This is a genomic window from Halobacterium hubeiense (assembly GCF_001488575.1).
In the GTDB taxonomy this organism is placed as follows: domain Archaea; phylum Halobacteriota; class Halobacteria; order Halobacteriales; family Halobacteriaceae; genus Halobacterium; species Halobacterium hubeiense.
Genome location: NZ_LN831302.1, coordinates 1,913,603 through 1,927,702, shown reverse-complemented (window position 1 = coordinate 1,927,702; position 14,100 = coordinate 1,913,603). Strand labels below are relative to the sequence as shown.

The following is a 14,100-nucleotide window of genomic DNA, read 5'->3' as shown; positions in this document are numbered from 1 at the left end:
TAATGAGAGAACACTACAAGGCGTTCAATATCTCCTCCTTACGGCGGTCTGCCGCCTGTGAGTGAGTGGGGGAATCGTAGTGGTCTTTGAGCATTTGGACAGTTGCATTTACTCGTCCGCTAATCGTGTCCCACGAGACTCCTTCGTCCCGCATTCGGGTGATTGCTACACGTCGCAAGTCGTGGCAACCGATAGACTCGGGACAGTCGCTTGCGTTCTGGTTGACGAGGGAGTTACCGTCGTCGTCAGTACACTCTCCACACTTCGTCAACCCTGTAATATCCCGGTACAGAGTTGAGTCGTCGATGCGCCCGGCCCATGACGTAAGTAACGCATCACTGCCGTCCTTCGGTTGTGTCCGATTCTCTTCTATGTAGTCAGTGACGACACTCATGACACCACTGGCGATATTCACGTCACGTTCGCCGTTGTTCCCTCGCTTGAGACGAACCCCAGTTTCCTCCGGTCGATTGCGAATCTGAATGATTCCCTTCCGTGGCTTTACGTCATCACAGTTGATGGACAGAAGCCCAGATTTTCGTATCCCGACGTGGTAGATTAGCAGAAACTCAATCATCTGGCGAGAGGCGTACTGATGTTTCGCCAAGTGCCCAGCTATCTTCTCTGCTCGCTTAGTCGAGATACGGTGATTGTCGTCGCCTGCCCGTGATTTCTCGTCTCCACTCACATCCAAATCATCACGCTTTCGGATGATTGTCTCGCTCAACTGCTTATCGCCACGAGGCGCGCGCCACTCTGATTCTGCCCACTTGAAGAACACTTCCAGAGTTTCGAGTTTCCCGTCACGGGTGGTCCGGGCGTAGTCGCGTCGTTGGAGTAGTTGATTCCAGCGGTTGATGTCCCGAGGTTCAACCTCCATAAGGTCGCTCACGTCTTGCGTTTGGAGGAAGTCATTCACCACGTCTCGATAACGTGTGTAAGTGGACTTGCTGAAATTCCCTCGACCGTCGTTCTTCCCGCTGGGGAAATCGCTCACGTCTGCCTTATCTCCGTCCGCCGTTCGGGCGACAGGCAGGCAATCGTGGCGACGGTTTCGCCCGTCGTCTGGTTCCTCGAAGGAGACGACAAGCTCGCTTCGCTCAGACAGAAAATCGCACAAGTCCTCCTGCGCTTGACTTTCTTTTAAGTCAGCGTTGCCACTACCGTCCAATTTATCGTTTGGCTTACTCATGGGTTGAAAACCCCGTAACCGCGTTTTAGGCTCTACATCTACATTTCTCGCAGACCTACTTAGTTCTCCTTGAACCAATGGTGCAAGAAATACTATGGTCCTGCCAGAAATGTAGTGGCCTGCCGTATGCGATACCGAAATCGCATGATGTCGTCGGGACGGATTACGTAAGGTGAAGCCCAAAAGACATCCACTACTAAAGCATTGGGAAATCTTTATAAGTTGAAGTCTCTGAGCCACACTTTTGCAAGTGCCAGGAGTGCGGGAGCCGGTGGCGCGAGTACGCCTGATATTCTGGAGTTCAATCGGCGTGTGAGCCCACAGAAGGCCTTTACTGGCGCCGCTGGAGGAGCTAGTATGCGACGCCGAGCCCTCCTGTCGTCGCTGGCGGCGACCACTGCGGCCCTCGCGGGCTGTGCGTCGTCGGGCGACGACACCGGAAGAACCGTCGAGAACCCGCAGACGACGAAGCCGAACACGTCCACGAGTGGCGACGCGCCCTCGCGCGAGCCCGAGGGGTACGCGAGCGTCGTCGAGTTGGAGACGGGGCCGCGGACGTACGCGTTCGCGCCGACCCGCCAGCGCACGGACGACGGCGTGGAGGTGGCGCTGTGGTTCGACCGCACGGCGACCGCCGACCACCCCGCGCGGCTGCGGGGGTACCTGGAGAACCGCGACGACTACGCGAATCCGGTGGACGTGGAGTGGATTCCCGCGGTCGGACGCGTGCACGGCCGCCAGCCGAGCGGCTACGACCACGAGGCGAGCCTGCACTTCGCGCCGACGGCGAACAACGACCTCGCGGAGACCGTTCCCGAGGTGGTGCGCGACGAGTCCGGCTACTGGCGGGTCGAGGACCTGGGACCGTGGATGTCGGAGACGGTGCCGCTGGACGCGGGCGAGCGCGTCGAACTGGAGTACGTGCTCGTCGGCGAACCGAGGATGCCGGGGCGGCCGACGGGCACCTACGAGTTCCGCGGCCGGGACGAGGACGCTCGGGTCGCCGTCTGGGACACGACCAGTCCGGGGCCGGAGGCGGAGTCGCGGTTCGCGGGCCGATCGGTGCCGGCGCTCCCCGGTGAGTCGTCCGTGCAGTGGTTCCACGACGCCGACGAATCGACGGAAGTGTTCGTCCGGCCGGAGCGCGAGCGCGCCGAACTGGATGTCCGCGTGGGATTCGAGGTGGTGAACCACAGCCACGAGTCGGTGGGCTGTGGGCACTGGAACCTCCACAAGCTCGTGGACGGCGAGTGGTTCCGCGTCGCGCCCTCGCTCCACCTGTCGGACTGCCGGTCGCTCGCGCCGGGCGCCCGGCAGTCGTGGTCGCTGCGCGCGTTCAACGGCGAGGCCGTGCCGGCCGGCGAAACTAGTGGGGGCTGTCGAGACGGCGTGACGCGGGGGTATCTCGGCGGCGGCGAGTACGCCGTGGTCGCGGGCTACGGCCACCCCGCGGACGAGAGCGCGGCGCTCGTGGAACTGGTCGGCGACCCCGTCGAGGTCGTGCCTACCGAGGACGCGACCGTCGAAGTGGACGGCGACGCGGCGACGGTGACGACGAGCCAGTACGGCGACGGCGAGGACTCGCCGGACGCGACGTTCACGCTGACCCGTGTGGCGGACGCCGACGAGCGCCTCATCGCCGAGCAACTGATGGACCTCGGCCCGTTCTCGTCGGCGGGACACGGCCTGTGGAACGCCGTCGCGGCGGCGACCGAGGGCGTCGAGCGCGTGGTCGTCCGGACGGACGAACGCGACGCGGACGGCGCCGTCGGCTTCGAGGAGGGGCCGCGGCGGTTCACGTTCCGCGGGCAGGCCTACGAGGTCACGCGCGGCGAACCGGAGTGAGCTACTGCAACAGCAGCCACGCGCTGGCGACCGCGACGCCGCCGAGCGCGGTGGAGGCGACGGCGTGCAGGCGGAGGCGGTCGAGGACGCCGTGGTCGTGGTCGTCGAGGCCGCGGGTGGCGGCGGCGTGGACCTCGCTGCCGGTCTCGCACTCGGGGAGGAAGTCCATCGCGACGTGGAGGAAGATGCCGGCGGCGAACCCGAAGAGGACGGCGCGGAACGTGGCGCCCGTGGGGAACGAGAAGATGGTGACGACGAGCGCGGCGATGCCGACGCCCGCGGAGGGGAGCAACAGCATCATCGGGGAGCGGCCCTGCGCGGTGAGCCGGCGCGCGGCGGCGTAGCCCGCCGGCCCCTTGTGGGAGACGATGGCGAGGCCGAGCAGCGGGCCGAGGTCGGGCATCGCGGTGTAGACGACGCCGATGATGGAGCCGGCGGTCAGCGAGTGCGCGGCCAGCTCCGCGGACGTGCGGTCCAGCGGGAGGTCGCGGTGCGTGACGAGGTGGCCGATGGTGTGGGCGCCGAAGCCGACGAGGATGCCGGCGGCGATGCCGAAGCCGCCGGGCTTGGCGGCGTAGCCGATGGCCTGCGGGACGAGGAACGCGGCGGAGCTGGCGACCATCGCGCCGCTGGCGAGGCCGTACCCCCAGACGAGCCCGGTGGGGTGATCGGTGCTGGCGCGCGCGCCGACTGCGGCGGCGCCGGCCATCGCGGCGAACGCGACCCACGCGATGCCCAGTAGCTTCCGGGCTTCGCCGGTGCTGAAGACGTAGGCGGACAGCGCGAGGAACGCGACGAGACTGACGGCGCCGAGCCACGAGGTGCGGGACCTCGCGGCGGCGACGGACTGCGTGACAGACATTCAGTTATTAAATTATTGCGGAGAGTTAATACTGTGTCGGTTGGCCGGCACGCCGAAGACCCCCGGCCGCCTACGGCCGGTATGGACGTCGTCTCGATGGAGTGGCGGGACGTGTTGGTCGCGAGCTGGCCGGTCGACCCCGACGTCGTCGCCGCCCGGCTCCCCGACGGTGTCGAGGTGGACACGTTCGACGGGCGCGCGTGGCTGTCCGCGGTCCCGTTCGTGATGCGGAACGTCCGGCCGTTCGACGTTCCCGCGTCCATCGGCCGGACGTTCGGCGAACTCAACCTCCGCACGTACGTCACCGGCGACGCCGGCCCCGGCATCTACTTCTTCAACCTCGACGCGAACGACCGCCTCGGCGTCGCCCTCGCGCGCACGCTGTTCCAGTTGCCGTACTACCGCGCGGAGATGAACGTCACCCGGACCGGGGACGCTGTGGAGTTCCGGAGCCACCGCACGCACGGCGGCGTCCCGGACCTCGACTTCGACGCGACCTACGAGCCGGTCGGCGAGACCGAGACGGCCAGCCCGGGCACTCTCGAAGCGTTCCTGCTGGAGCGCTACCGCTTCTACACCGCCGGTCGCTCGCGGCTGTTCTGCGGCGAGGTCGCCCACGAGCCGTGGCGGCTCGCGCACGCGGACGCGACGTTCCGAACGAACGACCTCTTCGCGGCGAACGGCTTCGAGACGCCCGACTCCGTCCCCCACCTCGTCTACAGCCCGGGCGTGGACGTCACCGCCGAGCGCGTGCGCGTCGTCTAATCCGCGGCCCGCCAGTCACCGAGGTCCAGCACCGCGCCGTCGAGTCGCTCCGGCTCCGAGGCCGCCCACGTGAACAGCCCCGCGACCTCGTCGGGGTCGCGGCCGCCCATCCCGTGGAGCGCGGTGTCGACGGCACCCGGGTCCACGCAGCCGACCGCCTGCTCGCAGTCCGCCGCGAACTGCCGCGCGATTCCCTCCACGGCGGCCTTCGAGACGGCGTACGCTCCGAACCCGGGGTCCGAGTCGCGGGCGACGCTCCCGGTCGGAATCACCACGCGCCCCGTCTCGTCCATATGTGGGAGCGCCTCGCGGACGGCCGCGAACACGCTCCGGGCGTTCGTCCGCATCGTGTCGTCGAACGCGCTGTAGGACTCCTCGGGGAGCGGCGTCTCGCCCGCCGGCCCGTGGTAGACCGCCGCGCAGGGAACCACGACGTCGATGCCGGAGGCGTCGCCGGCCTTCGACGCCCGCTCCATGAGGCGTTCGAGCTCGTACTCGTCGCGGACGTCCGCCCGCAGGAACTCGCCGCCGAGTTCGTCCGCGAGTTCGCCGAGCGCGTCCCGGTCCCGGCCCGCGAGCACGACCGTCGCGCCCTCGTCGGCGAACGCCCGCGCGACCGCTTCGCCGAGGCCGCCGGTCGCACCCGTGACGACTACAGTTGTCATACCGGGACGACGGCGCGGGCGAGCGTAAAGCTCCCGGATGGCTCAGAGCCCGAGGTCGTCGGCGTGCACGTCGAGGAACTCCCCGACCGTGGTGTCGCGGAACGCCACGCGGTAGGACACGTCCACGATTGGTGCGTCCACGTCCACGAGGTCCGCCAGCGAGTGCGGCGTCCCCGCGACGACGACCTCGGGATCGACGTTTCGGATGGTGGCTTCGAGGTCCGCAATCTGCTCGTCGGTGTACCCCATCGCGGGCAGCAGCCGGTCGAGGTGGTCGTACTTCCGGAGGGTGTCGGCGATAGAGCCCACCGCGTGCCCGCGCGGGTCCAGCCGGGTGGCGTCGTAGCGCTCGGCGGCGACCGTCCCCGCGCCGAACTCCGTGCCGCCGTGCGTGAGCGACGGCCCGTCCTCGACGACGAGCGCGTCCTTCCCCCGAACGTCGTCGGGGTCGGGGACGCTCACCACGGAGTCCGCGTGGAGCACCTCGGCGTCCGGGTTCGCCTCGCGGACGTTCGCCACGACCGTCTCGATTTGCTCGTCGCTGGCGCTGTTCTCCTTGTTCACGACCACGACGTCCGCGTCCCGGAGGTTCGCCTCCCCGGGGTGGAAGGCGAGTTCGTCGCCCGCGCGCAAGGGGTCCGCGAGCACGACGTGGAGGTCCGGACGCACGAACGGGAGTTCGTTGTTCCCGCCGTCCCACACGACGACGTCGGCTTCGTCGCTGGCGCGCTCGACGATTTCGGCGTAATCGACGCCCGCGTAGACGACGTGCCCGCGCTCGACGTGCTGCTCGTACTCCTCGCGCTCCTCGATGGTGAGGCCCGCGAGGTCCGACGCGTCGGCGAAGCGCTCGACGCGCTTCTCCGCGAGGTCGCCGTACGGCATCGGCTCGCGCACGACCGCCACGTCGTACCCTCGGGACTGGAGTTCGCCCGCCAGCGCCCGCGCCACCTGACTCTTCCCGCAGCCCGTCCGCACCGCGTCCACCGCGAGCACGGGCACGCCGGCGTCCAACTGCATCTCGTCGGGGCCGACGACGCGGAAGTCAGCGCCCGCCGCCAGCGCCCGCGAGGCGACGTGCATCACCTCCTCGTGGGAGACGTCGGAGTACGAGAAGACGACCTCGTCGGCGCCGTGCTCGTCGATTGCGGCTTCGAGTTCGGACTCGGGGACGATTGGGATGCCGTCCGGGTGGTCGGGGCCCGCCAGTTCCGCGGGGAAGGCGGCGGTGTGGTCGCCCGTCTCGCCGAGGTTCTGCCCGGGCGCCGCGGTGAACGCGACGACGCGGTGGTCGGGGCTGTCGCGGAAGACCGTCAGGAAGTCGTGGAAGTCCCGTCCCGCCGCGCCCACGATGACGACTCGTCGCATACGCGCTGGTGGTCGGGCCACCACCGTAAGCCTACCCGCCGCTACCCGAGGAAGAACGTCGGGACGTACAGCACGAGACACGCGAGCGACCCCGCGCGGCCCACGGGCCGGCGCGCGTAGACGACCGCGAGCACGAGCGCGCTCGCGAGAATCATGTACCCGACAGAGGTGAGGACGCCGTCGACGCCGGTGACGGTGACGCCCGCGAGCGCGGCGCCGACGCCCAGCGAGAACAGCGGGTCCGTGATGTTCGAGCCCAGCAGCGTCCCCACCGCGATGCCGGTGCGGTCGCGGCGGACGGCGACCAGCGCCACCGCGATTTCGGGCGCGGTCGTCCCCAGTCCCGTGACGAGGCCGACGAGGTAGCTCGGCACGCCGAGGCTGACCGCGAGACGCTGGCCGCCGGTCACGAGGAGGTGGCCGCCGACGACCACCAGCGCGACGCCCAACAGGACGTAGCCCGCCGCACGCCGGAGCGACAACTCGGAGTCGGAGACGTGCTCGGCGTAGTCCTCGTACTCCGCGAGCACGGCGAGAAAGCCCACGTACGCCAGCACCATCAGCGCGCCCTGCACGCGTGTGACGGTGCCGGACTGGAGCGCGACCGCCATCACCGCCATCGCCGCGAGCATCCCGCCGCCGTAGACGCGGGTCTTCTCGCGGGCGACCGACAGCGGCGCCGCCAGCGAGAGGATGCCCACGCCGAGCGTAATCTGGGAGGTCGCGGACCCGACGATGTGGCCGACCACGAGGTCGCCGGAGCCGTACGCCGCCGCGTACAGCGACGTCGCGATTTCGGGGACGGAACTCCCGACGGCGACGACGGTGACGCCGACGAAGAAGGTCGAGACGCCGGCGTGGCGGGCGAGCGCGCTCGCGCCGTCCACGACGCGGTCGCCGCCGTAGACGAGCGTCGCGACGCCCGCCAGCAGCGTGAGCAGTGCCGCGAGCACGCTACCGGGCGCGGGCTACGGGCGGTCGGTCTGACACAGTACGCATCGGTCGGCTGGAGACACTCGAACGGGAAAACAGCCGGGGCCGACGCGGTCGACGGTGGGACGCCGCCACGCCCCGAGCGCGAATGATAGCCGGCTCAGGACTGCTCGACGACTATCCGGATCTCGTCGCCTTCTTCGAGCACGTACTCGCTGGGTGTGACCGGCTGGCCGTCGACGGTCACCGTGACCGACGTGTTGGCGTCGCTGTCTCGGTAGGTCGTTCCCTGGTAGGTGACCGACGACTCGGTGACGCCGATGTCGAGTGTCCCCATCGCGTATTCGAGTGTGACGCCCTGCGCGTGCCCGTGCCACTGAGTCCCGCCACCGTTCTCGAAGTGGAACGCGTCGGCCTGGAGCTGGTACTGCCCCTGACTGAAGTCGACCTGTTGGCCGTCGACGACCATCTCGATCGTCCCGTGGAAGTGGACGCTGCCGACGGCGCTCGGTTGCTGTTCGGCGTCGACGCTGCCGCCCGAGCCACCCGACTGCAGGAGGGTGAAGGCACCGACAGCGACGACGAGCACGACGAGGATGCCGCCGAGGGCGAGCGTACCCGTGGCGACGCCGGTGTCCTCGTCGCTGCTCCGGGACTCGACGCGCCGACGGTCGATGCGGCCGAGCTCCGCGGAGTGTTCGGCGTCGAGGTGGTCCAAGTACGCGTCCTCGCTGTCGAAGGACGCGTCGCAGTACTCGCAGTCAGCCATTACGTTCCATAGTCGGGGAGTCCATAGAAGCGTTGTGATTCGACCGAGTTTGCCGGCAGACCGCGTCCAGCGCCGTGCTGTCCGGAGGTCTCGCCACCGCCGCTCCGAGCAAACACTTGGGGTGCGGCGGACGACCGGCACGCTATGGGACCGCGCCGCGGTGGCATCTAGAGCCGTTCCAGTTCCTCGACCGTGCGCTCGCTGTCGTCGGCGTCGCCCGTATTCTTCGTCCCGGCCGGCTCGAACAGCACGACTTTCGTCTCCTCGTGGGCGACCGGGCGGTGTTCGACGCCCGCGGGTGCGACCGTCAGGTCACCGGGACCGAGGTGGACCGCGTCCTCGCGGTCGTCGTCGCGGTACTCGATGGTGAGGTCGCCGTCGACGACGTAGAACAGTTCGTCGGCGTCCTCGTGGGCGTGCCAGACGAACTCGCCGTCCAGCCGCGCGACCTTGACCTGTTGGTCGTTCAGTTCCGCGAGCACGCGGGGCTCCCACGTCTCCTCGAACGACGCGAACGCCTCGGCGAGCGAGCGAGCTTCCATGCCCGGTCGTGGGTGCCGGACGCCGAAAGGCCTTCGGCGCCGGCGGACGCGTGCGACCGACTCACAGACCGTAGCGGGGACGCAACCCGTTTGTACGGCGGTCTCCTGTCTCTGGTAATGAGTTATCGGATTGGGCTCGTGGGCAAGCCCTCTGTGGGGAAGTCCACGTTCTTCAACGCGGCGACGATGAACGACGTGCCGGAGGGCGCGTACCCGTTCACGACAATCGACCCGGCGGTCGGCGAGGCGTACGTGCGCGTGGACTGCGCGGCACCCGAGTTCGACGAGACCTGCACGCCCTCGACGGGCTACTGCGAGGACGGCACGCGGTTCGTGCCGACGAAGCTCGTGGACGTGGCGGGACTCATCCCGGGCGCTCACGAGGGCGCCGGCCTCGGCAACCAGTTCCTCACGGACCTCAACGAGGCGGACGTGCTCGTCCACGTCGTGGACTTCTCCGGGACGACGGACATGGAGGGCGAGACGACGGAGGGCCACGACCCCCGGAAGGACATCGACTTCCTCGAAGACGAGCTCGACCAGTGGTACCTCGACATCTTAGAGAAGGGCATCGAGCGCTTCGAGGGGCAGCACGCCGGCGACACCGACCTCGAGGAGGCGCTCGCCGAGCAGATGAGCGCGTTCCGCACCACCGACGAGGAAATCAAGCAGGTCATCCTCGCGCTCGGCCTCGAACTCGACCCCGCGATGTGGGACGACGAGGACCGGATGGAGCTCGCCCGCGAGATTCGCAAGCGCACGAAGCCGATGGTCGTCGCCGCGAACAAGATGGACACCCCCGAGGCGCAGGAAAACTGGGAGACCATCACCGACGACCCCGACTACGACCACCTGACGTTCGTGCCGACGAGCGCGCACGCCGAGAAGGCGCTCAAGCAGGCCAGCGAGAGCGGCGTCGTCGACTACCTCCCCGGGAGCGACGACTTCGAAATCACGGGCGAGGTCGGCGACGAGCAGGCCGCCGGACTCGAGTCCATCCGGGAGTTCCTCGGGGAGTTCGGCGGCACGGGCGTCCAGCAGGCCCTGGAGGCCGCGCTGTTCGACGAACTCGGCGTCGTCCCCGTCTTCCCGGGGTCGGCGAACGGCCTCGGGACGACCGACGGCCGCGTCCTCCCGGACGTCTTCCTGCTGCCGGAGGGCGCGACCGCCGAGGACTTCGCGTACCACGTCCACAGCGACGTCGGCGACGGCTTCCTGCACGCCAAGGACTGCCGCGCGAACCGCCAGATTGCGGCCGACCACGAACTGGACCCGCGGGACGTCGTGGAAATCGTCACGACGAACTGACGGCCCCGGAACCGACACGTTGAGGGCGGCGACCGCCGACACTCCGGCCATGTCGCCGTGGCTGGTGTTGCTGGTCGCCGGGCTGTTCGAGACCGTTTGGGCAATCGGACTGGCGTACACGGACGGCTTCACGGAGCCGCTGCCGTCGGCCGCGACGCTGGCCGCGATGGGCGTCTCGGTGTTCCTGCTGTCGCGCGCGGTCGAGCAGATTCCGGTCGGGACCGCGTACGCCGTCTGGACGGGCATCGGCGCAGTCTCGACCGCGATTCTGGGCGTCTACCTCTTCGACGAGCCGGTGTCGGCGGTGCGCGCGGGCTGCATCGCGCTCGTGGTCGTCGGCATCGCGGGCCTACAAGTCACGAGCAGCGGCCACGCCTAGAGCACGACGCCCGAGCGCAAGAGTGCGATGAGTCCCGTCAACACGGGAATGCCGAGCAGCGTCGTGACGAGCACGCACGTCGAGACGTACTCGGGGACGGAGACGCCGTCGGAGCGCGCGCCGGCGGCGAACTCGCCGACGAGGATGACCGGCGTCACGGCGGCGGGCATCGCGGCTTCGAGGACGAACACGCGCGCGACCGTCACGTCGCCGAACGGGACGGCGAGCGCGACGGCGAGCCCGACCAGCGGCGCGACCCCGAGCTTGAGGACGGTCGCGGGCCACGTCCGCGACACCGCCGCGCCCGTGTCGGTGCGCGCGATTTGGATGCCGAGCACGAGCAACATCACGGGGATGGAGGCGTCCCCGACGAGCCGCAGCGTCTCCATGCTCGTGCTGGCGGCCGGCGGGACGACGCCGAGCGCGCGCGCCGCGAGCGCCGCGACGACGGCGTACACCAGCGGCAGGCGGAACACGCGCCGGACGCCGACCAGTCCCGCGGAGCCGCCGCTCCGGGAGGCGGCGTAGACGCCGACGGTGTACATCAGCACGGACTGCACGGAGAGGAACACGACCGCGGTCTGCCGGCCGACCTCGCCGAACGCGAAGTCCGAGACGGGGATGCCGAGGTTCCCGGAGTTCGTGAACATCGCGACGAGCACGAGCGCGCTCAGGATGGGCTCGCGCTCGCCGACGACGCGGCCACCGACCTCCGCGACCAGCCACATCGCGAGCGTGAACGCGACGATGGCGAGGGTCAGCCACTGGAGCGTCGAGGCTGCGAGCGTCGAACCCGCGAGACTGTGGAAGACCAGCGCGGGCGCGAGCACGTAGACGACCACGGTGTTCAGCGGCTGCGGGTCGACGTCGCGGAACGTCGCGAGCACGTAGCCGACGGCCGCGATGGCGACCGTCGGCCCGACCGCACCGAGGAAGATGCCGGCGACGTCGACCATCAGCCAGTGACCTCCGGCCGACGCGAGCGGTTCGCGGACGTGGCGGCTGGTGGCTCCGGGAGCACGATCTCGTTTCGATGCTCGCAGTTGGGACGTTTCTGTATTTCGACCGCCGCGAGAACCCCGGTCGCGTGCGGCGTGGTACCACGCCTTCCCGTTGATTTAAACGTCTCGGACGGCTACGTAAGTTGTGAGCGAAGATTCTGGGCGCCGCAACCTGCGGATGCCCAACGGAGACGAGCTTTTCGCCGTCGTGACCGAACACAACGGCGGGAACCACGTGCGAGTGCAGTGCGAAGACGGTGAGAACCGGATGGGCCGCATCCCCGGCCGAATGAAGTACCGGACCTGGATCAACGAGGGCGACGTCGTCCTCGTCGAGCCGTGGGACTGGCAGGACGAGAAGGCCAACATCGAGTGGCGCTACGACGAGCAGGACGCCGACCAGCTCCGCGAAGAAGGCCACATCAACTGAACCGCGGCGCCGCGTAGTTCTGCAGTTTTCTCCCGTATTTCGACGCCGGAGCGGCGGCGCTACTCCTCGTCGGTCAGCGACACCGTGAGCACGGGAACGTCCGCGGAGGTGACGACCTCCCGGGAGACGCTGCCGAGCATCGAGTTCTGGAAGTCGCCGCGCCGCGTCCCCATCACGACGAGGTCGACGTCGGCGTCGCCGGCGTAGTCGAGAATCTCCTCGCCGGGGTCGCCGCGGCGCAGCTCCGTCTCGACGGCGACGCCCTCGGCCTCGAAGGTCTGTTTCGCGTCGCTGAGCGCGCCCCGGCCCTCCGCGCGGAGCTGTTCGACGGCTTCGCTCTGCATCGCGTCGTCGAGCGTGAGGAACGCGCGGTCGTCGACCACGTAGAGCACGTGGACGGTGGCGTCGCGGCGCGCGGCGATGTCCGCGGCGTGCGCGAACACCTTCGGCGAGGCGTCGCCGCCGTCCGTCGGGACCAGAATCCGGTCGTACATGCTCGCCGGTAGCACCGACGCCGTAATAGGCGCCGGGATTTCGCTCGGCCGGCCGGCGCCACGGAGCCGTCGCTGCGTGTCGTAGCTCCGAAAGAAACGCTAGTGTCTGTGTCGCCGTGAGGCGACGGAAAGAGCCGAATTAGAGCCGGACGACGTTCGTCGCGCGCGGACCCTTCTCAGCCTCTTCGATGTCGAACTCGATCTCGGTACCCTCGGTGAGGTCCTCGCCGCCGACGTCCTCCATGTGGAAGAAAACGTCCTCGTCCGCGTCCTCAGTCTCGATGAAACCGTAGCCGCCCGTGTCGTTGAAGAAGTCAACCGTACCGTTTGCCATTACGACCAGACGAAGGCCGGGGACACGGTTAAGGGTTGGCATCCGCCCGTTCGACCGGCGAACGCACGCGACACGAACGCTCGGGGCTTGCAGCGACAGTTCGAGCGGCCAACTGATTTTTGGCGGCTTGGGCCGCACGCTTCGGTGATGGCGACACACCACATTCCGAAGGGCGTGAGCCTCGACACGCTCCGGGAGATCATCGCCGGCTGGGACGCGGTCGGCGCCGCGGCGGAGCCGAAGTACACCACGGCCGTGGAGGAAGCCACGGACATCAGCGACGCGGTCGGCCGGCAGACGCGGTTCCTCGAAGACGTCGGGGTGCTCACCGGGGAGGGACAGCAACACCGGCTGACCGACCGCGGGCAGGCGCTGGCGGGCGCGCTGGCGGTCGACGACGAGGAGCGGGCCAGCGGCCGCGCCCGCGAACTGCTGGCGGACTGGCCGGTCACGGAGGAACTGCGCGGTATCGTCCGCGGGAACCCCAGCACGGAGGACGAACTCGTGCCGCTCGTGGCCGCCATCACGGGCCACGACCCCGAGGCGAGCCGCGTCCGGAGCGGCATCACCACGCTGCTGGAGCTGTACGACTGGGTGGGGTTGCTGGACCGCGACGAGGACGGGACGTATCGCCTCCCCGAGGGCGAGCGCGCGCCGAGCGACGGGGAGGACGGGGCGACTGGCGAACGCGAGCCCGAGGCCACCGCGGCGGTCGGCCGGGTCGCCGCGGCGGCCGAATCCGCGGCCGAGGACGTCGAAACCACGGCCGAGCACGCGGAGACGGCGAGGGAGGCGGCAGAAGCGGCCGCCGCGGACGCCCGCGAGGCGGCCGAGCGCGCGGACGCGGCCAGCGAGTCCGTCGAGCGGACCGTCGAGAACGTCGAGTCCGCCGCCGAGGGCGTCGAGACCGCGGCCGAGCGGGCGCGCCACCGAATCCAGTCGATTGCCGAGGCCGCCGAGGCCGCAGAGGCGACCGTCGACGAGGCCAGCGAGGCCGTCGAGTCGGTCGCGGAGACGGTCGAGAGCGCCGAGGAGCGCGCGCCAGCGAGCGCCAGTGACGCCGCCGAGGGAGCCGAAGCGACGGCTGAGTCGGCGGCGAGAACCGTACGGGAGGACGTCCAGGCCGCGGAGCCGGCAGTCGAAGCCGCCGAGGAGACGGTCGAATCGGCGGTCGAGCCGGCAACTGAGGCCGTCACGGAGACGGCCGAGTAGG

At 69.0% G+C, this 14,100-nt stretch carries 16 protein-coding genes; 6 read left to right on the top strand and 10 right to left on the bottom strand.

From position 1 onward, the window contains the following. Nucleotides 1-13: 13 nt before the first annotated feature. Nucleotides 14-1,192, bottom strand: a complete 1,179-nt coding sequence (locus tag HHUB_RS10115; RefSeq protein WP_059057494.1) for a tyrosine-type recombinase/integrase — start codon at nucleotides 1,190-1,192, stop codon at nucleotides 14-16. Nucleotides 1,193-1,549: 357 nt separating this feature from the next. Between HHUB_RS10115 and HHUB_RS10110 the strand changes: the two genes are divergently transcribed. Continuing rightward, nucleotides 1,550-3,037, top strand: coding sequence for a hypothetical protein (locus HHUB_RS10110; protein ID WP_059057493.1), 1,488 nt, complete (start codon nucleotides 1,550-1,552; stop codon nucleotides 3,035-3,037). A 1-nt stretch (nucleotide 3,038) separates the two neighbouring features. Here the strand turns inward: HHUB_RS10110 and HHUB_RS10105 are convergent, their stop codons facing one another. Further along, complete coding sequence (locus tag HHUB_RS10105) at nucleotides 3,039-3,899, bottom strand: ZIP family metal transporter (protein WP_059057492.1); 861 nt, start codon at nucleotides 3,897-3,899, stop codon at nucleotides 3,039-3,041. A gap of 81 nt (nucleotides 3,900-3,980) precedes the next feature. On the opposite strand from HHUB_RS10105, the gene HHUB_RS10100 reads away from it, so the two are divergent. Next, nucleotides 3,981-4,664 carry a YqjF family protein gene (locus HHUB_RS10100; protein WP_059057491.1) on the top strand — a complete coding sequence of 228 codons (684 nt, stop codon included), beginning with the start codon at nucleotides 3,981-3,983 and terminating at the stop codon, nucleotides 4,662-4,664. Here the strand turns inward: HHUB_RS10100 and HHUB_RS10095 are convergent. The 5 genes from HHUB_RS10095 to HHUB_RS10075 form a co-directional block, all read right to left on the bottom strand. Further along, nucleotides 4,661-5,329 (bottom strand): SDR family oxidoreductase, encoded by a 669-nt coding sequence (locus tag HHUB_RS10095; RefSeq protein WP_059057490.1) that lies wholly within the window; start codon nucleotides 5,327-5,329, stop codon nucleotides 4,661-4,663. The two genes, HHUB_RS10100 and HHUB_RS10095, sit on opposite strands and share 4 nt — an antisense overlap. 42 nt (nucleotides 5,330-5,371) lie before the next feature. Further along, nucleotides 5,372-6,697: a hypothetical protein gene (locus HHUB_RS10090; RefSeq protein ID WP_059057489.1), complete on the bottom strand. Its 1,326-nt coding sequence runs from the start codon at nucleotides 6,695-6,697 to the stop codon at nucleotides 5,372-5,374. 41 nt (nucleotides 6,698-6,738) lie between these two features. After that, entirely contained in the window at nucleotides 6,739-7,650 is a 912-nt protein-coding gene (locus tag HHUB_RS10085; protein ID WP_059057488.1) for a sodium:calcium antiporter, read from the bottom strand. A gap of 140 nt (nucleotides 7,651-7,790) precedes the next feature. Beyond that, nucleotides 7,791-8,399, bottom strand: a complete 609-nt coding sequence (locus tag HHUB_RS10080) for a hypothetical protein (protein WP_059057487.1) — start codon at nucleotides 8,397-8,399, stop codon at nucleotides 7,791-7,793. A 167-nt stretch (nucleotides 8,400-8,566) separates the two neighbouring features. Further along, a complete protein-coding gene (locus HHUB_RS10075) occupies nucleotides 8,567-8,941 on the bottom strand; it encodes a cupin domain-containing protein (RefSeq protein ID WP_059057486.1) in 375 nt (124 codons plus the stop codon). Between the two features lie 117 nt (nucleotides 8,942-9,058). Here HHUB_RS10075 and HHUB_RS10070 point away from each other — a divergent pair, with 117 nt between their 5' ends. After that, a complete protein-coding gene (locus HHUB_RS10070; protein ID WP_059057485.1) occupies nucleotides 9,059-10,249 on the top strand; it encodes a redox-regulated ATPase YchF in 1,191 nt (396 codons plus the stop codon). Nucleotides 10,250-10,298: 49 nt separating this feature from the next. After that, complete coding sequence (locus HHUB_RS10065) at nucleotides 10,299-10,628, top strand: DMT family transporter (RefSeq protein WP_059057484.1); 330 nt, start codon at nucleotides 10,299-10,301, stop codon at nucleotides 10,626-10,628. Here HHUB_RS10065 and HHUB_RS10060 read toward each other — a convergent pair. Beyond that, nucleotides 10,625-11,584, bottom strand: a complete 960-nt coding sequence (locus tag HHUB_RS10060; RefSeq protein WP_059057483.1) for an AEC family transporter — start codon at nucleotides 11,582-11,584, stop codon at nucleotides 10,625-10,627. The genes HHUB_RS10065 and HHUB_RS10060 overlap by 4 nt on opposite strands. A 190-nt stretch (nucleotides 11,585-11,774) precedes the next feature. Here HHUB_RS10060 and HHUB_RS10055 point away from each other — a divergent pair, with 190 nt between their 5' ends. Then, the gene (locus HHUB_RS10055) at nucleotides 11,775-12,059 is read left to right on the top strand and encodes a translation initiation factor eIF-1A (protein ID WP_082687230.1); all 285 of its coding nucleotides are present in this window, start codon (nucleotides 11,775-11,777) and stop codon (nucleotides 12,057-12,059) included. A gap of 59 nt (nucleotides 12,060-12,118) precedes the next feature. Here HHUB_RS10055 and HHUB_RS10050 read toward each other — a convergent pair whose 3' ends face one another. Beyond that, nucleotides 12,119-12,553, bottom strand: coding sequence for a universal stress protein (locus HHUB_RS10050; RefSeq protein WP_059057481.1), 435 nt, complete (start codon nucleotides 12,551-12,553; stop codon nucleotides 12,119-12,121). Nucleotides 12,554-12,692: 139 nt separating this feature from the next. Next, on the bottom strand, nucleotides 12,693-12,887 hold the full coding sequence (locus tag HHUB_RS10045) for a cold-shock protein (protein ID WP_059057480.1): 195 nt from the start codon (nucleotides 12,885-12,887) through the stop codon (nucleotides 12,693-12,695). Nucleotides 12,888-13,034: 147 nt separating this feature from the next. Between HHUB_RS10045 and HHUB_RS10040 the strand changes: the two genes are divergently transcribed. Then, a complete protein-coding gene (locus tag HHUB_RS10040; protein WP_059057479.1) occupies nucleotides 13,035-14,099 on the top strand; it encodes a hypothetical protein in 1,065 nt (354 codons plus the stop codon). The last annotated feature ends 1 nt before the right edge of the window (nucleotide 14,100 follow it).